This is a genomic window from Microbacterium sp. (assembly GCF_026393345.1).
Lineage (GTDB): Bacteria > Actinomycetota > Actinomycetes > Actinomycetales > Microbacteriaceae > Microbacterium.
The window spans coordinates 37733-55592 of record NZ_JAPLAI010000056.1 but is presented as its reverse complement, the minus strand read 5'-3'; the positions used below and the strand labels follow the sequence as shown (position 1 = coordinate 55592).

The following is a 17860-nucleotide window of genomic DNA, read 5'->3' as shown; positions in this document are numbered from 1 at the left end:
GGAGGAATCCCATGAGTGACACGCACCTTGCTCGCCCGACCGACCCGCGCACCGCGCCCCCGCAACGGCGGTGGCTCGCACTGACCGTCCTGCTCATCCCCGCGGCGCTCACCCTGCTGAGCGTCACGAGCGTCAACCTCGCGGTGCCCGCGATCCGCGACGGCATCGGCGCCGACGCCACTCAACAGTCGCTGGTGCTCACCGCGTACGCGCTGGCCTTCGCACTCGTGCTGCTGCCCGCCGGGCGGCTCGGCGACCAGTTCGGTCACAAGAAGGTGTTCGTCACCGGCGTGGCCGTGTTCACGGCCGCGAACCTGTGGTGCGGCATCGCCCCCGATCCCACGCAGCTCGTGCTCGCACGCATCCTGGCGGGCGTCGGCGCGGGCCTCACGATGACCCCGGTGAATGCCCTCATCCAGCTCCTCTACAAAGGACCGGAACGCGCCCGCCCGTTCGCGATCCTCGGCGCCGTGTTCGGCGCATCGAGCGCCGCCGGTCCCCTCCTCGGCGGTCTGCTCATCCACTCCGGCGGCGAGATCGGATGGCGGCTCACGTTCCTCGTGAACGTGCCGGTCGGCATCCTCGCGGTCATCCTCGCAATCTTCGTGCTTCCGGTCACCGCCCCCATCGGCACGCGTGGTTCCGACCCGATCGGGATGCTGCTGTTCACCGCGGGCGTGGGCCTCGCGATCCTGCCGTTCTCGCTCGGCGGCGGCTTCTCGGTGACGTCCACGATCATGCTGGTCGCCGGGATCCTGCTCCTCGTCGGCTTCGGCGGGTGGATCCGAGCGCGGGGCCGGCAGGATCGCTTCGCGGTGGTCCCGCTCCGGCTGTTCCGGCAACGGGCGCTCCCGATCGGGGTCGTGAGCACCTTCCTCGGATTCGCCGGCTTCACCTCATCGTTCCTCGTGCTCGCACTCCTCTGGGAGGAGGCCCTCGGGCACGACGCGCTCTCGGCGGGCCTGCTCGTCAGCCCGTTCGCCATCGGCAGCGTCGTGGGGGCTCTGTTCAACCGCATGCTGCTGCAGCGCTACGGCACCCGCATGATCACGGCGGGACTCACCATGATCACACTGGGACTCGCCACGGTCGGGATGCTGGTGATCGCTCTTCCCGCCGAGGCGCTCACATTCCTCGTCATGCTCCTCCCGCTGCTCGTCACCGGGATCGGCGTGGGGCTGTTCGTCGGACCGAACGCGAACGCGTCGTTCGCTCAGACCGAGGGGCGCGACGCCGGCGTCGCCAGCGCGATGGTCACTGCGGCGCAGCGCACCGGAACCGCGGTCGGTCTCGGCATCCTGTCGGCGCTCTACGCGCTCCTGCCCGGCGGTGCCGCGTCGCTCGGGAACGAGGCGATCGCGGCGTTCCTCACCGCAGCATTCGCGGGTGCGGCCGCGCTCACCCTGGTGGTGACGAAACGCAGTCGGCTCGACGTCGGTGACGCCGCCGCCCACTGACGTCCCACTTTCCACAGACCGCGTCCGGATGCGGCGTCCTCCAGCGGCGCCGCAAGCCGTTGACCTTCGTTCGCGCGCGCGCCTAGGGTGTGGCCACAGTGAGGCACAGCACACGGATGTGCGGAACGCCTCACTGCCATCCCACCCCCCGGGAAGGACGATGATGTCTCCACGGAGAAGACGTTCGGTACGCCTGGCGGCGCTCGGACTCGGCGCCACACTGATCGCATCGACACTGGTCGGCTGCGCCCCCGGCTCCGGCGCGGAGCGGGTCCACTTCACGTTCAGCAAGCGCGAGGCTCTCGACTTCATGAGTGAGGTCGTCAGTGACTACAACGCATCGCAGGACGAGTACGAGGTCGAGATGGACACGTCGGGTGTCGACGTCATCTCGGCGAGCTTCGTGCGGGGGAACCCGCCCGACCTCATGCTCGCGAACTACAACCAGGAGGTCGCACGCTTCGTACAGCGATGTGCGCTGAAAGACCTGTCGGAGACGGATGCGGCGACGACGATCCGCGACGACCTGCAGCCCCTCCTCGAGCAGTACGGCGTCTGTGAAGGGCGCACGACCGCGCTGCCGTACTCGGTGATGGGCGCATCGGTCATCTACAACACCGAGATCTTCGCGCAACAGGGTCTGGAGGTGCCGCAGACCTGGACAGAACTGATCGAGGTGTGCGACGCGCTGAAGGCAGCCGGCATCGCGCCGTTCTACGCCACCTTCGCCGACGCGTGGACGGCGAACCAGGGCTGGTTCGACTACTCCGTCGGGGGATCGATCGACGTGCTCGAGTTCTACGAACAGCTCGCCGAGGAAGGGGACGACGTCGGGCCGGGTTCGAAGGTGTCGTTCGAGAAGGACTTCCTCGAGCCGGTCGAGAAGATGCAACTGCTGGCGAAGGAGTACACCCAGCAGGGCGCCGGCAGCCGCGGATACGACGCCGGCAACGTCGCCTTCGCGAAGGGCGAGGGCGCCATGCTCCTCCAAGGCCCGTGGGCGTTCAGCGAGATCGCGAAGACCTCGCCCGATCTGGAACTCGGCACGTTCCCGTTGCCGATGACGGAGGACCCCGCCGACCTGAAGGTGCGCGTCAACATGGACCTCGTCACGATGATCCCCGAGGAGGCGGCGAACCCCGACGGCGCGTTCGACTTCCTCGAGTTCCTGTTCGAGCCGGAGCGGATCCAGGCCTACAACGAGTCGCAGCTCGGCTTCGTCCCGACCACGACCGGCGAGGCCCCCAGCGACCCCCGCGTGGCGGGGATGGTCGCCTATTACGAGCAGGGCGCGGTTTACCAGGGCCCGGGCGTCCTGAACCCCCGGGCCATCCCGACCGAGAACTATTCGCAGGCACTCGTCCTCGGCCAAGACGCGACCGACGTGCTGCGCACCATGGACGCCGACTGGGCGCGACTGGCGTTCCGCCAACCCGCGGTCGGCAGTGAGGAGGCGGGACGATGACCACCACGTCGACGATCGTGACCGGCAGCGACGCACCGGTGCGCCGGGGCGGCAAGGTCGAGCCGATCTACTACGCGTTCCTGCTGCCCCCGCTGATCCTGCTCACCCTGGCGATCACCCTGCCTGGGGTGATCGGCATCTTCTTCAGCTTCACCGACTCCATCGGCCTCGGCGAGTGGGAGTTCATCGGCTTCACCAACTACATCGCCGTCTTCAGCGATCCGGCGATCCTGTCGAGCTTCCTGTTCACGTTCGGCTTCTCGCTCGTCACCGTCATCCTCGTGAACGTCATCGCCTTCCTCCTCGCGGTGGGGCTCACCTCCCGCATCCGGGTGAAAGCGGGCCTGCGGGCCATCTTCGTCATCCCGATGGTGATTTCGGGCATCATCATCGCCTACGTCTTCCAGTACCTCTTCCAGAACGCCCTCCCCGCCGCCGGCTCCGCCCTCGGCATCCCGTTCCTGCAGGAGAGCATCCTCGCGAACCCGGACCTGGCGTGGATCGGGATCGTCGTCGTCACGGCATGGCAGTCGATCCCCGGTGCGCTGCTCATCTACATCGCGGGCCTGCTGTCGGTACCGGGAGACGTGTACGAGGCGGCGTCGATCGACGGCGCCTCGCCCCGGCAGCAGCTGCTGCGCATCACCCTGCCGCTCGTGGCCGGCTACGTCGTGATCAACGTCATCCTCGGCTTCAAGAACTTCCTGAACGCCTACGACATCATCGTGGGTCTGACGAACGGCGGCCCGGGAACGGCGACCCGCAGCATCGCGATGACGATCATCCGCGGATTCCAGACCGGCGACTACGCCTACCAGATGGCCACGGCGACGCTGTTCTTCATCGTCACCGTCGTCATCGCCATCCTGCAACTCTCGGTCACACGCGGAAGGAGCGCCCTCTGATGACAACGCAGACCGCTACCTCGGACAGCACCCGGGCCATCGTCGTTCCGCGCTCCGGCAAGCGGAGCAGGGGCACCGTCGAGCGCGTGAACTGGTCGACGACGATCATCCTGTTCCTGTGCGCGGTGACCATCCTGCTGCCGTTGTACGTCACGATCTCGATGTCGCTGAAGACCGCGGGGCAATCCGTCGACGGCAATGCCTTCGCCCTGCCGATGCCGTTCAGCATCCAGGGGTTCATCGATGCCTGGCAGCTCACGAAGTTCCCGGTCGGGTTCGCGATGTCGTTCATCGTGACGGCGGGAACGGTGATCTTCACGATCCTGCTCGCCGCCCTCGCCTCGTTCGCGATCGTGCGCAACTGGGACCGTCGCTTCTTCCGCTGGTCGTTCTTCTACCTGCTCGCGGCGATGTTCATCCCGTTCCCGGTCGTCGCCCTGCCACAGATCCAGCTCACCGGACGCGTCGGGCTCGACAACCCGCTGGGCGTGATTCTCCTGGCGACCATGTTCCAGCTGAGCTTCAGCATCCTGCTGTTCACAGCGTTCCTCCGCTCCATCCCGATCGAGCTGGAGGAGAGCGCACGCATCGACGGCGCCTCCACCTGGCAGGTGTTCTGGCGGCTCATCTTCCCGCTGCTCGCGCCGATGAGCGCCACGGTCGGCATCTTTGCGTTCCTCTATGCCTGGAACGACTTCATGATGCCGTCACTGATCATCTCCGACGCGAACCTGCAGACCCTGCCGGTGCGTCAGAACCTCTTCCAGACGCAGTTCAGCAGCGAATACAACGTCGCCTTCGCCTCGTATCTCATGGCGATGGCGCCGGCCATCATCGCGTACCTCTTCACCCAGCGATGGGTGATGGAGGGCGTGACCCAGGGTGCCCTGAAAGGCTGATTGTTGACGACCGAATCCGTTCTCGCCCCCTCGTCCACCTGGTGGCGTCAGGCCACCGTCTACCAGATCTACCCCCGGTCGTTTGCGGATGCCAACGCCGACGGCATCGGCGACCTCCGCGGCATCACCTCACGCGTGCCGTACCTGCGGCACCTCGGGGTGGATGCGGTGTGGCTGAGCCCGTTCTACCCCTCAGCGCTCGCGGACGGTGGGTACGACGTCGCCGACTACCGGAACGTCGACCCGCGCATCGGCACCCTCGCCGAGTTCGACGAGATGATCACCGCGCTTCACGGCGCCGGCATCCGCGTCATCGTCGACATCGTGCCGAACCACTCCTCCGATCAGCATCCGTGGTTCCAGGAGGCGCTCGCAGCCGGCCGCGGGAGCGCCGCTCGGGAGCGGTACATCTTCCGCGACGGGCGCGGGGAGCACGGTGAGCTGCCGCCCGCCGACTGGACCTCGGTCTTCGGCGGGCCGGCCTGGGAGCGCGTCGAGGACGGGCAGTGGTACCTGCACTCGTTCGCGCCGGAGCAGCCCGACTTCAACTGGGACAGCCGGGAGGTGCGCGACGATTTCCTCCGCACCCTGCGCTTCTGGTCCGACCGGGGCGTCGACGGGTTCCGCATCGACGTGGCGCACATGCTCGTCAAAGACCTGCCCGACCCGCTGCCCACCCAAGCGGAGCTCGAGGCCATGGATGCCGCATCCGGGACGCATCCGCTGTACGACCGCGACGAGGTGCACGACGTCTACGCCGAGTGGCGGACGGTGTTCGACTCCTACGACCCGCCGCGGACGGCCGTCGCCGAGGCGTGGGTCGCCACTCCCGAACGCCGCGCCCGCTACGCCGCACCGACGAGCCTCGGCCAGGCGTTCAACTTCGACCTGCTGACGGCCGACTTCGACGCCGCGCAGTTCCGCGCCGTCGTCACCGACAACCTCGCGCAGTCGGCCGTGTCGGGATCGTCATCGACGTGGGTGCTGTCGAACCACGACTCCGTGCGGCACGCCACCCGATATGGCCTCCCGCCGCTCCACGGGCGCACCGAGGTGAAACAGGGAACCGAATGGATCCTCGCCGGCGCCCCCGCCGACGCCGTGGACCTCGACCTGGGACTCCGTCGAGCCCGAGCCGCCACCCTGTTCCTCCTGGCGCTACCCGGGTCGGCGTACCTCTATCAGGGTGAGGAACTCGGGCTCTTCGAAGTGGGCGACCTGCCAGCGGAGGCGCGGCAGGACCCCGCCTACCTCCGGTCGGTCGGACAGCCGGAGTGGAGCTTCGACGGCCTCGGGCGCGACGGATGCCGCGTGCCTCTGCCGTGGACCCGGACCGGCTCCTCGTTCGGCTTCGGTGACGACGGCGCGCACCTGCCGCAGCCTGCCTGGTTCGCGGATCTCTCCGTCGAGGCGGAGGAAGACGACCCCGCGTCGACACTCACCCTCTACCGCGAGGCGCTCCGGCTGCGCCGCGAGCTGCAGACGGCCGAGGAACTCGCGTGGGATGACGCACCGGCATCCGTGCTGTCGTTCACCCGGCCCGGAGGGTGGCGCACCGTCACGAACTTCGGTGACGCCCCGGTCCCGCTTCCCGCAGGCGAGGTCCTCCTCGCAAGCGGCCCGCTGCCGGACGGCGAGCTGCCGGGGGCGACGACGGTGTGGGTGCGCGCGCGCTGAGCTGACGTCGGAGTCAGGAGGCGGTGCGGACCGCGCGCTTCTGCTGCTGGTAGATGCGGATCGCCTCGTAGCGGTCGGCCGAGCGGGCCTGACGCTTCGCCGCCTCTGCCTCGCGGATCTTCGGCGGTGCGGTCGTGACGAGGTCGTCGATGAGGTGCCGGGTCGCCTGCTCGATCTCGGCGACCGCGCGGTCGAACACCTGCTGGTTGGCCCGCGACGGTTTGTTCATGCCGGAGATCTTCCGCACGAACTGGACGGCGGCGTCGTGGCATTCCGCGTCGGTCGCGGCGGGGTCGAAGTTGTGGAGCGGCACGATGTTGCGGCACATGCGGACAGGGTAGGCCTGCGAAGCGCCGGCCTCAAGGCCGGTCAGCGCACCCGGCGGTGCTGTGCCAGGTCGATGAGGCGCGGCAGCACGTCGCCCGTCCGGAGGCCCGAGTGCTCGTGCTCGCTGGTGACCCACGTCTGCACCCCGGGCATGAGCGCAGCGGTCTCGAGCGAGAACTCCAGCGGCACGTAGACGTCGTTGACGTACACGGCGGCGGCACCTGTCGGATCGGCCTCACGGATGCGATCGGCGCTGTAGAGCGACGGCCAGTCCTGCACGGCGAGCAGGTCGGTGACCTCAGCCCACGGCTGGAAGGCGGGGACGGTCTCCGACCATTCGCGGCGCACGTGCTCGCCGGTGAACAGGGTCACGTCCTCGCGGAAGTCGTCGGGCTCGGTGCGCTCTGCCGACCAGTTCGTCGCGAAGCCGTCGGCGTAGCTCGACTCGTGGAACACGTAGTACAGCGGGTTGCGGCCGCCGAACGGCATGGCACCGGCGAGGTCATAACGGAACGCGTTCGTGCTCGGATCGGCATCGAGGATCGACCACAGCGTCTGCCAGCCATTGTCGCCACCGAGGAGCGACCCGACGGACCGCATCCGAGACCGCGATACGACCTCGCCACTCGGCAGCACGATCCTGCCCGCATCCGCCAGGTCGACGAGCCGCCGCATGGCATCACGGTGCTCCGGGAACCGGCGGTAGTACCGCTCCGTCATGACGCGCATCTTGTCGTAGCAGAGCGCGTAGACATCGTCCGGGTGACGACCGACCGCGCTGAGACCGCCGGTGATGTAGACGTCGTCGAGGGACGCGGCGTCCGTGGTCAGGTAGGCGAGGGTCGTGAACCCGCCGAACGACTGCCCGAGCGTGCTCCAGGTCTCGGCCCCCAGGTGCTCGCGCATCGCCTCGGCGTCGCGCACGATGCTGTCCGCCCGCAGGTGCGTGAGGTATTCGGCAACCTCGACGGCCGGCATCCGGTCGAGGATGCTGTCGGATACCGGAGTCGACTTTCCCGTGCCGCGCTGGTCGAGCAGCACGACGCGGTAGTGGGCGAGCGCCGCATCCAGCCATCCCGGCGCCGTGGGCTGGTGGAACGGGGTGGGCGCCTCGTTGCCGGGACCGCCCTGGAGGAAGGTGAGGAACGGCAGGTCCTCGCCGCCCTCCCGCGACACGACGGCGGCGTGCACGTCGATGGTGCGGGCGTCGGAGGCGTCCCCCCAGACGAGCGGCACCTCGATGAGGTGGTCTTCGATGGTCAGATCCTGCAGGCGGCGCACGGTGGACGGCATCCCTCCACGGTACGCCGGGCTCCGGTCAGGCGGTGAGGTGCTTCACCAGGATGCTGACGCCGATCCCGATCAGCACGATGCCGCCCACGATCTCCGCCGGTCGGCGGAAGCGGGTGCCGATGCGGTGGCCGAGCAGCACCGCCGCGAGGGAGAACACGACCGTGACGAGACCGATCACCGCGATCGCGACCCAGATCGACACGTCCCAGAAGGTGAGGCTGACCCCGACGACGAGCGCGTCGATGCTCGTCGCGAGGGCGAGCACCAGGATCTCGCGGACCGTGAACCGGTCCTCGCTATCGGGGGCGTCGTCGCCGTCGGGAGTGAGCGCCTCCCACAGCATCTTGGCGCCGACGAGGAAGAGCAGGGCGAAGGCGATCCAGTGGTCGAACGGGGCGATGACCTCGGCGAACGCGGTACCCAGTAGCCAGCCGAGGAGGGGCATGACGGCCTGGGCGACGCCGAACGCCAGGGCCAGGATGAGGCCGTTGCGCACCACCCCGCTCCGGAGGGAGAGGCCGCGCCCGAGGGCGACGGCGAAGGCGTCGGCGGACACACCGATGGCAAGCAGGAACAGGGTCAGGAACGGCACGACAGAATCCAGAAGGGGAGAGGAGTGGCCCACGCGGCGGACCGTTGGCGCGTGGCGGGCGCGGCTCACCGGTGCGACGACGGCACACGGGAGCGCTTCCAGCATCCCGGTTCCGGCGGCGTCTCGCCAACTCCAGACGCCGATTTTCCGTATTTCGGGCCGCCGAAGAGGCCGCCCGGCGCGGTCAGCGCAGGAACTGCAGCGGGTCGAACTCGTCGATCGGGATGATGCGCACGCGTGGCAACCGCGCATCGAACGCACCCGCGTCGAACTCGAGGTCGAAGAAGCGCACCCCGGGGATCTGTGCGAACGCGGCGTTGCGGAACTCCTCGAACGCGAGCACGCCGAGCCGCCGCGACCCGTCGGCGAGCGCGCCGATGTCATCGACGAAATCGCCATCGTGACTGACCAGCACGACGTCGTCCTGGTACGCCGTCAGCGCCTGGAGCGTGCGCTGGATCGCGATGTCGACGACCTTCTCGTCCGCATCCCCCGACACCGGCACGGGCCGGAAGCCGATCGCCAGCAGGGCCTGCACGAACGGCATGGGCAGGTTCGTCGAGGCGTTGAGGAAGAACAGCCCCTGCACGTCCTGGTTCCAGGCGTCGGCGAAGAACGTGAGGATGCGGTCCCACCGGGGCCGCTCGTCCGGCTGCGGTCGCCGACCGAGGATCGAGCTGCCAAGGGTCGCGTCGATGTTCTCGCCGTCGACGAGCACCCAGGTCTTCCGGTCCGTGGCCACGGCATCCTCCTCGACGCGCGGCGCGCGTTCGGCCCATCCTACGTGGGGCCGGTGCGCCCTACCGCGCCGCACGGCCTCCGCGGCGCGGGTTGACAGACCCGTCAGCGCTCGGGTGAATGGACGGCATGGATGCGGAAGAACGAGCCTCGGTGGCCGCCCCGCTGCGCGACTGGCTCGACCGGCTCGCGCAGAAGGACGGCGCACCGGGTGGGGGATCGGCGGCGGGCGTCTTGCTCGCCACCGGCGCAGCGCTGCTGGAGATGGTGCTCCGATACAGCGACGCCGACGACGCGCTGCTCTCGCGCGCGAGCGCGTTGCGTGCTGCAGCGCTGGAGGATGAGCAGGCGGATGCCACCGCATCCGCGAACCTCGGAGCCGCCCTCGCGCGTCCCCGCGACGACCCCCACCGCGATGAGGCCGCCCGAGACGCCGGGGACGCCGCCGCCCGCACGTCCGTCCGTCTCGGCGACACCGGGATCGCGCTCGTGACACTGCTCGACGAGACGGCGGAGCGGACCGTCGCGGCGGTCGAGGCCGACCTCGGAGTGGCCGCGGAGTCGCTCGCCGCAGGCCTCGGCGGAGCTCTCATCAACCTGCGCGGCGACCTGGCCCTCATCGAGCGGCACGGCGCCACGGCATCGCCGGACCTTTTCGACGCCGCAGACCGGATGTCCGCCGCGCGCCGCAGCGCCGCAGACCATGCGGAGCGCGTGCGCGAAGGCTGACCCCGACGGAGCGTCGGACGGTCCGTAAACTTCCGAGGTGCCCACCACCATCCTCCTCGACTGCGACCCCGGCCACGACGATGCCATCGCGCTCTTCCTCGCCGCAGGCAACCCCGATATCGATCTGGTCGCGGTGACGACCGTCGCCGGCAACCAGACCCTCGAGAAGGTCACCCGCAACGCGCTGGCCGTCGCGACCGTCGCAGGGCTCAGGGATGTGCCGATCGCGGCGGGCTGCGACCGGCCGCTCGTGCGCACGCCGGAGACGGCCGTCGAGACCCACGGCGAGTCCGGGCTCGACGGTCCCGTGCTCCCGGCACCGCGCCTGATCGCAGACCCGCGGCACGGCGTGGACGTCATCATCGACACGGCCCGCTCCCACGCCCCCGGCGAAATCACCCTCGTCGCAACCGGAGCGCTGACGAACCTCGCGCTCGCGGTCCGTCTCGCCCCCGACATCGTCGACCGGGTGCACGAGGTCGTGCTGATGGGCGGGGGGACCGCCGGCGGCAACTGGACCGCGGCGGCCGAGTTCAACATCCTCATCGACCCGGAGTCCGCGCACATCGTGTTCACCGCCGGATGGACCGTCGTCATGGTGGGGCTCGACGCCACGCACCAGGCGCTCGCCACCCCGGACGTGGTCGAACGGATCGCGGCCGTGGGGACCGCGCCCGCCCGGTTCGTCGTGGAATTGCTCGACTTCTTCGGCCGTAGCTATCTCGAAACGCAGGGCTTCCCGCATCCGCCCGTCCACGATCCGGTGGCCGTCGCCCGCGTGATCGACGCGGCGATCGTGCCCGCGGAGCGGGTGCCGCTCACCGTGGAGCTCACCGGCACCCACACGCTGGGGATGACGCTCGCAGACCGCCGCGGCCCCGCACCGGCGGACTGCCGCACCTTCGCCGCCACCGGGGTCGACACCGACCGTTTCTGGGGGCTCGTGGTGGACGCGCTCGAGCGCATCGGCGACCCCGTCTGACCCGAACGGGTGCGCATAATTCAGGCAGAACCGTCGCACACCGTCTCACCGGACGCAGTGCACGCAGAATTGCCTGAGTTATGCGCAGCTCAGGCGTACTGGTCGAGAGGGCGGAGCGGTGGCTGCGCGCCGAGGCGCGTGACGGCATCCGCACCGACGGCACACGCCGCGCGGAGCGCCCGCTCCGCATCCCAACCGGCGTGGAGGGCGAGCGTGAGCGCGGCACAGAACGCGTCTCCTGCGCCGACCGCGCTCACCGCGTGCACGCGCGGTGCCGCCGCCCGCGCCACCTCGCGTCCCTGCTCGAACAGGGCAGCGCCCGCCGCCCCGTAGGTCACGGCAACCCGGCGGGCACTCGCGAGTTCGGGTAACTGGGCGTACTCGGTCTCGTTGACGATGATCAGGTCTGCGCGCGCGACGACCTCGGGCGGAAGCGGGCGGGCGGGTGCGGCATTGACCGCGAGGTACCCGGGCACCGTCGCGAGCGCCGCCACGGTCGCATCCGGGATCTCCAGCTGCGCGAGCACGGCCTCGTCCGCGGCGAAGGCGACCCCATCCACCGTGACGTCGTCGTTCGCGCCCGGGCAGACGACGATCTGGTTCTCGCCGGTCTCGTCGACCGTGATCAACGCGGTGCCGGTGGGGTTCTCGCCGAGCCAGACCTCCGCGGCGTCGACGCCGGCGTCCTGCAGGTTCTGCAGCATCGCGCGTCCGTCGTCGTCATCGCCGACCGCGCCGATCATGCGCACCCGTCCGCCGAGCCGTGCCGCCGCGACAGCCTGATTCGCGCCCTTGCCGCCCGCATCCCGTCGGAGCGCGCCACCGAGCACCGTCTCCCCCGCTCCGGGAAGCCGGGCGACGGATGCGGTCACGTCGATGTTGATGCTGCCCACCACGCAGAGGGGGCCGAGGGGTTCGGGCATGCGTCCATTCCACCACGCGTCCGCCCCGCCGCCGTGTGACGAGCGCGCAACACGGAGCGGGTATAACCGAAGGTGCCCCCGCGCGGACATCGTGGTCCGCTCCCACCCGACAGGAGCCTCCATGAGCGACCGCATGCCCGTTTACCTCGACTGCGACACCGGTGTCGACGACAGCGTCGCCCTGGCCTACCTCCTCGCATCCCCGGCGATCGAACTCGTCGGTGTCGGCACGGTCAGCGGCAACACGACGGCAGCGCAGGGAGCACGCAACACCCTCGACCTGCTCGCGCTCGCGGGGCACAGTCACATTCCGGTCGCCGTCGGCGCGCACGACCACATCGACCACCCCTATGACGGCGGCGCCCCGCACGTGCACGGCGAGAACGGCATCGGCGGGGTCGAGGTGCCGCGCGCCGCAACGGAACCCGACCCCCGAGGTGCCGCACAGCTGCTGCTCGACCTGTCGCACGAGTACGCCGGGAACCTGCGGGTGGTCACGATCGGGCCGATGACGAACCTCGCCCACGCCCTCGAGGCCGATCCGGCCCTGCCGAGCCGGGTCGCGGCGGTCGTGACGATGGGCGGCGCGGCGCTGGCTGCGGGGAACATCACCCCCGTCGCCGAGGCGAACGTGTACAACGACCCCCAGGGCGCCGCCGCGCTCCTCGCCGCGGACTGGGACGTGACCCTCGTCCCCCTGGACGTCACCATGGAGCACGTGCTCACCGAGGAGCAGCGCGGGATGCTGCTGGCCTCGGAGCGGCCGTTCGTCCGGGCGATCGGCGAGATCCTCGACCACTACTTCGACTTCTATCTGCCCACCTACGGCGAGCGCTCATCCGCGCTGCACGACCCGCTCGCCGCGGTGATCGCGGCGAGCGGGGTGACGCCCACGGTCGCTCCGCGGGTGCCGGTCACGGTCGACACGTCCTGGGGTCCCGGACGCGGCCAGACCATCGTGGATCTTCGCGGCCAGCGGCTCGGCGCCCGCGACCACGAGGGCGTCCGCACCAGGGTGGTGCTGCAGGTCGACGCGCCGGTGGCCCACCACCTGGTGTCGACCATCCTCGCGGGCTGACCGCATCCGGTCCGTGCGTGCCGCCCGGTGCGGCCTGACCGCATCCGATCGCCACCGTGCCGCGGTCACGCGACGGGTTCGCCGAAGGGGTCGTCCGGCGCGCCCGTGCTCGGCGACACCGGCTTCGGCGCCGTGAGCACGGCGCCCATGCTCGCGGCGATGACCAGCACGATGCCGAAGATCTCCAGCACGTTCAGGCCCTGCCCGAGGAGCAGGAACCCGGCGAGCGAGGCCGTGGCGGGGCCGAGCGTCATAAGAATCCCGAAGACGGATGCGGTGACCCGGCGCAGCGCAATGAGCTCGAGGGCGTACGGCACCATCGACGACAGCATCGCCACCGCGAAGCCGAGCGCGAGGATCTCGGGCCGCAGCAGCGCGGTGCCCGCATCCACCCATCCGAAGGGCAGCGACAGCAGCGCGCCCACCGACATGGCCAGCGCGAGACCGTCAAGGCCCCGGGTCTGCCGCCCGGTCTCCGCAGACGCCAGGATGTAGAGCGCCCAGCTGGCGGCGGCGCCGAGCGCGAAGAGCACACCCCAGAAGTCGAGCCGGTCCCAGCCGCCGCCACCGAGGGCGACGACACCCGCGAACGCCAGCAGTGCCCAGAGCCACGCGGCCGCACGGCGGGCGGCGACGATCGACAGCACCAGCGGCCCGAGCACCTCGATCGTGACGGTCACACCGAGCGGCAGTCGTTCCAGGGCGAGGTAGAACAGGCCGTTCATGACGGCGAGCACGACACCGAACCAGACCACCGACCGCCAGGCCCGCACCGACCGACCGCGCAGCGACGGCCGCGCGATCAGCAGCAGCACCACCGCGGCGAAGAACAACCGCATCATGACCATGCCCAGGGGCCCGGCCTGCGGGAACAGGAGCACCGCGATCGAGGCGCCGACCTCTTGGCAGGCGAGGCCGACCAGGACCAGGCCGATCGCGGGCGTGCGGCCCACGCCTCCGCTCACGACGCGGGAAGGGGGCAGACGGCGAGTGCGGTGATGGCGTCGTGGTAGTTCTGCGCCGTCCAGGGGAGGCCGGCGGCGGGTGCCGTCTGACCGGATGCGGCGGGAGCCTTGGATGCGATCGCCGCCAGCTCCCACGCCAGGTACGCACCGACGTTCTCCGATGCGGCGGAGTTGTTGAGCACGACGGCGACCGTGAGCCCCGTCGTCGGGTCGGCGAATGCCGCCGTGAGATACCCCGGAGCCGAACCGAACTGGCCGATGAGGGAGCCCGCCTGGAAGGCGCCGCCCGCGAAGGTGAACCAGGAGGGCTGGTCGAGACCGACCGGCATCGGGTCGGCGAAACGTCCCGCATCCTCCGGCACCAGCGCATCCGTGGCGAGCGCACGCACATAGGTCGCGAGGTCACCGATGGTCGAGACGACACCGCTGTTGGTGTACCCCATGCTGGCGGAGAGGACGGTGACGTCCGTGGGCTCCGCACAGTTCAGGACCCCGTCGGCACCCGGACGCGACAGCAGTCCGGTGAGCGCCGAGTCGCCCGGGGCTGCCGCGGCATCCGACGGCAGGCTGGTGGCCTCCATGCCGAGCGGCCCGAAGACGTCATCGGCGAGGAGCTCGGCGGCGGATCTTCCCGTCGCCTTCTCCAGGGCGAGGCCCAGCAGCACGTAGGCGGCATCGGAGTCGCGGTAGGTGGTGCCGATCAGGCTGTCGTCGCGGCTGCCGATGCCGTAGGCGGCGAGCTCGTTCGGGTTCCACTGGCGTTCGGGGGTGTTCAGGAAGTCGAGGCCGAGTCGCGCCTGGTAGGACCCCAGTCCGCTGGTGCCGTCGCAGAGCGAGCCGAGTGTGATCTGGTCCGGGAGCCCGGCGATGCTCGCGACGTAGTCGGTCACCGGGTCGTCCAGGGAGACGGTCTTCGACTCGGCAAGTTGGTACAGCACATCGCAGGTCATGGGCCGGGTCACCTCGGCGACGCGGAACGCCTCGTCGACCTCAGCGTCGCCGACGCCCGCGACCCAGGAGCCGCTCCACGGCGCCCACACCCCGACGATCGCCCCGGTGGAACCGGTCGCGGCCATGGCGTTGTCGACGGCGGCCGCCAGCTGCGTCTGCACCGCGTCCGGGAAGGCCGCATCCACCTGTTCGGGCAGGTCGACGGCCACATGGCGCTCGGGAGCGCAGGCAGTGGCCGCAGCGAGCACGAGTGCGAAGCCGAGGGCCGCCGCAACCGATCGTCGCACTGCGGAGCGGAACAGCATGGTCACCCCCGGTCGTCGTGCTTCAGCATTCAAACACACGCAGATCACAGCACCATCACGATGGTCCTAGCCTGGACACATGCCGCATCTTTTCGACGACGACGCTCTGGCCGGTGTGCTCGGGCACATGAATTCCGACCACCCCGAGGACAACCTGCTGATCGCTCGCGCGTTCGGTCCCGACGCGGATGTGCTCGGCTCGGTGATGACCGGGTTCGACGGCGACGGGGGCACCTGGCTGGTCACGAGCGCCGGCGGCGGCGAGAACGAGCTGCACGTGCCGTGGCCGGGGGGCGCCATCACCGAGCGTCGTGAGGTGCGTCGCGAGATCGTCGCGCTGTACGACGCGGCCTGCGCGCGATTGGGCGTCGAACCGCGCCCCCACTGACCCGCGGGGTCCGCGTCGACATTGTTCGACACCGAGGTTGTTAGGTTCTGCTTACCTGAAGGTATGATGGGCCGCATGAGCGAGCCGATCCCTTTCTCCAGCGCCCTACGCGAGCGTTCCGCGGGCGCCCACTCGGGCAGCGAGAGCGCCGGATTCATGTCCGACCTGATGAAGGGCGAGGGGACTCGTGACGACTACGTCGCGCTGGTCGCCCAGCACTGGTTCATCTACGAGGCCCTCGAGTCGACGGCGGCGCGGATGAAAGCCGACCCGATCGCCGCCGGATTCATCTCCGACCGCTTGACGCGGCTGCCCGCGCTGGAGGCCGACCTCGAGTTCCTCCTCGGTCCGGACTGGCGCGAGCGCATCGAGCCGCTGCCGACCACGCAGCGGTACGTGGACCGGATCAACCAGGTCGGCGCGACCTGGCCGGGCGGATTCGTGGCGCACCACTACACCCGCTACCTCGGCGACCTGTCGGGCGGCCAGTTCATCGGCAAGCTCATGGCGCGTCGCTTCGGCTTCGACACCAACGGCATCGGGTTCTACCTCTTCAACGACATCGCCGACCCGAAGGCGTTCAAGGACACCTACCGCGAGCAGCTCGATGCCACCCCGTGGGCGCAGGACGAGCAGGAGCGCGTGATCGACGAGGTGCTCCTCGCCTATCGATTCAACACGGAGCTGTTCGAAGATCTCGCCCGCGCGAAGGAATCCCAGGTCGCCTGAGCGACCGCATCCCCTACGTGACAGGGGTCAGGATGCGGCGGCGCGGGCGTCTCGCATGAACCGCTGCACATCCGGGTCGACGCGCACGTCGCTCGGACGCAGCGGCCGCGACAGGTAGAGCCCGTCGAGCGATGTCAGCCGGGACAGTGCGACATAGGTCTGGCCCGCCGCGAACGCCCCGGAGCCGAGGTCGATGATGGCGCGGTCGTACGTCTTTCCCTGCGACTTGTGGATCGTGACCGCCCAGGCCAGCCGGAGCGGGAACTGCGTGAACTCCGCCACGATGTCGCGACTGAGCTTTCGGGATGCGGGGTCGTACGCGTAGCGGAACCTCTCCCACACGGCGGGCTCCACGTCGTGCTGTACCCCGTCGACCTCGACGCGCACGCTGCCGCCGGTGATGCGGGTGACGGTGCCGATGGTGCCGTTGACCCAGCGCGGGCCCTCACCGAACGGCTGCACGTCGTTGCGGAGGAACATGACCTGCGCCCCCACCTTCAGCTGCAGCTGCGCGTCGGCGGGGAAAGCCGCCTCCCCCCGCCCGAAGTCGCCGTTGATGGTGGCGCCGGTTGATCGTGTTGACGATGTCGTTCCGGGTGGCGAGCGTGATGATGGGCGGGTCGTCAGCGCCCTGCTCTGGCGGCCGGCGCGCGCCGGTGTCGTTGAGGATCTTGGCCATGTCGGCTGTGACCTGGCCGTGGCGGACCGCGTTCAGCAGCGCCTTGAACCCGTCGTCGGCCTGACGGTGGATGTGGCGCAGCTCCACGATCCGCAGCTGCGCGCCGTGCCGGCCGAGGTCGACGAGCCCGTCACCGCTTTCCTCCCCCGCCCACACGTGTGCATCGAAGAACCACGACGAGCGGTAGTGGTCGCGCATGTACCGCAGCTCGTCGCCTCGGGGCGGGACCGGGGCGAGCTGGTACGGGTCGCCGAACATGACCACCTGCACCCCGCCGAACGGCTCGCCGCGTTTGCCACGCGCCTGTCGCAGCGCCCGGTCCATGCCGTCCATGAGGTCGGCGGAGACCATCGACACCTCGTCGATCACGAGCGTGTCGATGGCGTTCAGGATCTTGCGGGTGGCGTCGTTCTGCTCGATGTCGCTGCCCGCGATGAGTCCGATCGGGAGCCGGAACAGGGAGTGGATCGTCTGTCCCTCCACGTTCAGCGCGGCGACCCCGGTCGGCGCGCACACGGCGATCTGCTTGCTCGTGTTCCACGACAGGTGCTGCAGCAGCGTGGACTTGCCGGTGCCGGCGCGCCCGGTGATGAACACGTGCTCGCGGGTGTCCTCGATGAGACGGAACAGCGCCTCCTGTTCGGCAGACAGCGCGACGGTGTTCACCTGCTCCATGGTAGGCGGCAGGATGCCGTGGGCCGACGCTCCCGCGCCCCGCTGTGACGAACCGCGTCTGTCCACAGGAGCGCGTACCCGATTCTGCCCGCCAGCCTTCCTA

17 protein-coding genes and 1 pseudogene are annotated in these 17860 nt (G+C 69.8%); 10 read left to right on the top strand and 8 right to left on the bottom strand.

What is annotated here, in order from left to right; all coding sequences use genetic code 11:
- The first annotated feature begins 11 nt into the window (after positions 1 to 11).
- From NT132_RS11440 to NT132_RS11420, 5 genes are all read left to right on the top strand, one after another.
- Entirely contained in the window at positions 12 to 1457 is a 1446-nt protein-coding gene (locus NT132_RS11440; protein WP_297788870.1) for an MFS transporter, read from the top strand.
- 160 nt (positions 1458 to 1617) lie between these two features.
- Positions 1618 to 2922 (top strand): ABC transporter substrate-binding protein, encoded by a 1305-nt coding sequence (locus tag NT132_RS11435; RefSeq protein WP_366940402.1) that lies wholly within the window; start codon positions 1618 to 1620, stop codon positions 2920 to 2922.
- On the top strand, positions 2919 to 3827 hold the full coding sequence (locus NT132_RS11430) for a carbohydrate ABC transporter permease (RefSeq protein WP_297788867.1): 909 nt from the start codon (positions 2919 to 2921) through the stop codon (positions 3825 to 3827). Before NT132_RS11435 ends, NT132_RS11430 begins: the two co-directional genes overlap by 4 nt.
- Positions 3827 to 4726 carry a carbohydrate ABC transporter permease gene (locus tag NT132_RS11425; RefSeq protein WP_297788864.1) on the top strand — a complete coding sequence of 300 codons (900 nt, stop codon included), beginning with the start codon at positions 3827 to 3829 and terminating at the stop codon, positions 4724 to 4726. Before NT132_RS11430 ends, NT132_RS11425 begins: the two co-directional genes overlap by 1 nt.
- A gap of 3 nt (positions 4727 to 4729) precedes the next feature.
- Positions 4730 to 6403 carry a glycoside hydrolase family 13 protein gene (locus NT132_RS11420; RefSeq protein WP_297788861.1) on the top strand — a complete coding sequence of 558 codons (1674 nt, stop codon included), beginning with the start codon at positions 4730 to 4732 and terminating at the stop codon, positions 6401 to 6403.
- Between the two features lie 13 nt (positions 6404 to 6416).
- Here the strand turns inward: NT132_RS11420 and NT132_RS11415 are convergent, their stop codons facing one another.
- The 4 genes from NT132_RS11415 to NT132_RS11400 form a co-directional block, all read right to left on the bottom strand.
- Positions 6417 to 6731, bottom strand: a complete 315-nt coding sequence (locus tag NT132_RS11415) for a DUF2277 domain-containing protein (protein WP_297788858.1) — start codon at positions 6729 to 6731, stop codon at positions 6417 to 6419.
- 41 nt (positions 6732 to 6772) lie between these two features.
- On the bottom strand, positions 6773 to 8023 hold the full coding sequence (locus NT132_RS11410) for an alpha/beta fold hydrolase (RefSeq protein ID WP_297788855.1): 1251 nt from the start codon (positions 8021 to 8023) through the stop codon (positions 6773 to 6775).
- 25 nt (positions 8024 to 8048) lie between these two features.
- Positions 8049 to 8615 carry a manganese efflux pump MntP family protein gene (locus tag NT132_RS11405; RefSeq protein WP_297788852.1) on the bottom strand — a complete coding sequence of 189 codons (567 nt, stop codon included), beginning with the start codon at positions 8613 to 8615 and terminating at the stop codon, positions 8049 to 8051.
- Between the two features lie 184 nt (positions 8616 to 8799).
- The gene (locus NT132_RS11400; RefSeq protein ID WP_297788849.1) at positions 8800 to 9357 is read right to left on the bottom strand and encodes an NYN domain-containing protein; all 558 of its coding nucleotides are present in this window, start codon (positions 9355 to 9357) and stop codon (positions 8800 to 8802) included.
- A gap of 149 nt (positions 9358 to 9506) precedes the next feature.
- On the opposite strand from NT132_RS11400, the gene NT132_RS11395 reads away from it, so the two are divergent.
- Together NT132_RS11395 and NT132_RS11390 are read left to right on the top strand one after the other, a co-directional pair.
- Entirely contained in the window at positions 9507 to 10082 is a 576-nt protein-coding gene (locus NT132_RS11395) for a cyclodeaminase/cyclohydrolase family protein (RefSeq protein WP_297788846.1), read from the top strand.
- A gap of 37 nt (positions 10083 to 10119) precedes the next feature.
- Positions 10120 to 11064, top strand: coding sequence for a nucleoside hydrolase (locus NT132_RS11390; RefSeq protein ID WP_297788843.1), 945 nt, complete (start codon positions 10120 to 10122; stop codon positions 11062 to 11064).
- Between the two features lie 89 nt (positions 11065 to 11153).
- Here the strand turns inward: NT132_RS11390 and NT132_RS11385 are convergent, their stop codons facing one another.
- Positions 11154 to 11987, bottom strand: coding sequence for a ribokinase (locus NT132_RS11385; protein WP_297788840.1), 834 nt, complete (start codon positions 11985 to 11987; stop codon positions 11154 to 11156).
- A gap of 121 nt (positions 11988 to 12108) precedes the next feature.
- Here NT132_RS11385 and NT132_RS11380 point away from each other — a divergent pair, with 121 nt between their 5' ends.
- On the top strand, positions 12109 to 13065 hold the full coding sequence (locus NT132_RS11380) for a nucleoside hydrolase (RefSeq protein ID WP_297788837.1): 957 nt from the start codon (positions 12109 to 12111) through the stop codon (positions 13063 to 13065).
- A gap of 65 nt (positions 13066 to 13130) precedes the next feature.
- Here the strand turns inward: NT132_RS11380 and NT132_RS11375 are convergent, their stop codons facing one another.
- Complete coding sequence (locus tag NT132_RS11375) at positions 13131 to 14030, bottom strand: EamA family transporter (RefSeq protein ID WP_297788834.1); 900 nt, start codon at positions 14028 to 14030, stop codon at positions 13131 to 13133.
- Entirely contained in the window at positions 14027 to 15286 is a 1260-nt protein-coding gene (locus NT132_RS11370) for a serine hydrolase domain-containing protein (protein WP_297788923.1), read from the bottom strand. The genes NT132_RS11375 and NT132_RS11370 overlap by 4 nt, the downstream gene beginning before the upstream one ends.
- Before the next feature lie 79 nt (positions 15287 to 15365).
- Between NT132_RS11370 and NT132_RS11365 the strand changes: the two genes are divergently transcribed.
- Both NT132_RS11365 and NT132_RS11360 read left to right on the top strand, forming a co-directional pair.
- On the top strand, positions 15366 to 15674 hold the full coding sequence (locus NT132_RS11365; protein ID WP_297788831.1) for a DUF2470 domain-containing protein: 309 nt from the start codon (positions 15366 to 15368) through the stop codon (positions 15672 to 15674).
- 75 nt (positions 15675 to 15749) lie between these two features.
- Positions 15750 to 16403, top strand: a complete 654-nt coding sequence (locus tag NT132_RS11360; RefSeq protein ID WP_297788828.1) for a heme oxygenase (biliverdin-producing) — start codon at positions 15750 to 15752, stop codon at positions 16401 to 16403.
- A 27-nt stretch (positions 16404 to 16430) separates the two neighbouring features.
- On the opposite strand, the pseudogene NT132_RS11355 reads toward NT132_RS11360, so the two are convergent.
- Positions 16431 to 17748 (bottom strand): annotated as a pseudogene (locus tag NT132_RS11355) (DEAD/DEAH box helicase).
- Between the last annotated feature and the right edge of the window lie 112 nt (positions 17749 to 17860).

Excerpts from the sequence above, each read along its gene's own strand:
- NT132_RS11370 (WP_297788923.1), bottom strand. The coding sequence starts at position 15,286 with ATGCTGTTCCGCTCCGCAGTGCGACGATCGGTTGCGGCGGCCCTCGGC.
- NT132_RS11365 (WP_297788831.1), top strand. The coding sequence starts at position 15,366 with ATGCCGCATCTTTTCGACGACGACGCTCTGGCCGGTGTGCTCGGGCAC.
- NT132_RS11415 (WP_297788858.1), bottom strand. The coding sequence starts at position 6,731 with ATGTGCCGCAACATCGTGCCGCTCCACAACTTCGACCCCGCCGCGACC.
- NT132_RS11435 (WP_366940402.1), top strand. The coding sequence starts at position 1,618 with ATGATGTCTCCACGGAGAAGACGTTCGGTACGCCTGGCGGCGCTCGGA.
- NT132_RS11385 (WP_297788840.1), bottom strand. The coding sequence starts at position 11,987 with ATGCCCGAACCCCTCGGCCCCCTCTGCGTGGTGGGCAGCATCAACATC.
- NT132_RS11425 (WP_297788864.1), top strand. The coding sequence starts at position 3,827 with ATGACAACGCAGACCGCTACCTCGGACAGCACCCGGGCCATCGTCGTT.
- NT132_RS11440 (WP_297788870.1), top strand. The coding sequence starts at position 12 with ATGAGTGACACGCACCTTGCTCGCCCGACCGACCCGCGCACCGCGCCC.
- NT132_RS11360 (WP_297788828.1), top strand. The coding sequence starts at position 15,750 with ATGAGCGAGCCGATCCCTTTCTCCAGCGCCCTACGCGAGCGTTCCGCG.
- NT132_RS11410 (WP_297788855.1), bottom strand. The coding sequence starts at position 8,023 with ATGCCGTCCACCGTGCGCCGCCTGCAGGATCTGACCATCGAAGACCAC.
- NT132_RS11380 (WP_297788837.1), top strand. The coding sequence starts at position 12,109 with ATGAGCGACCGCATGCCCGTTTACCTCGACTGCGACACCGGTGTCGAC.
- NT132_RS11430 (WP_297788867.1), top strand. The coding sequence starts at position 2,919 with ATGACCACCACGTCGACGATCGTGACCGGCAGCGACGCACCGGTGCGC.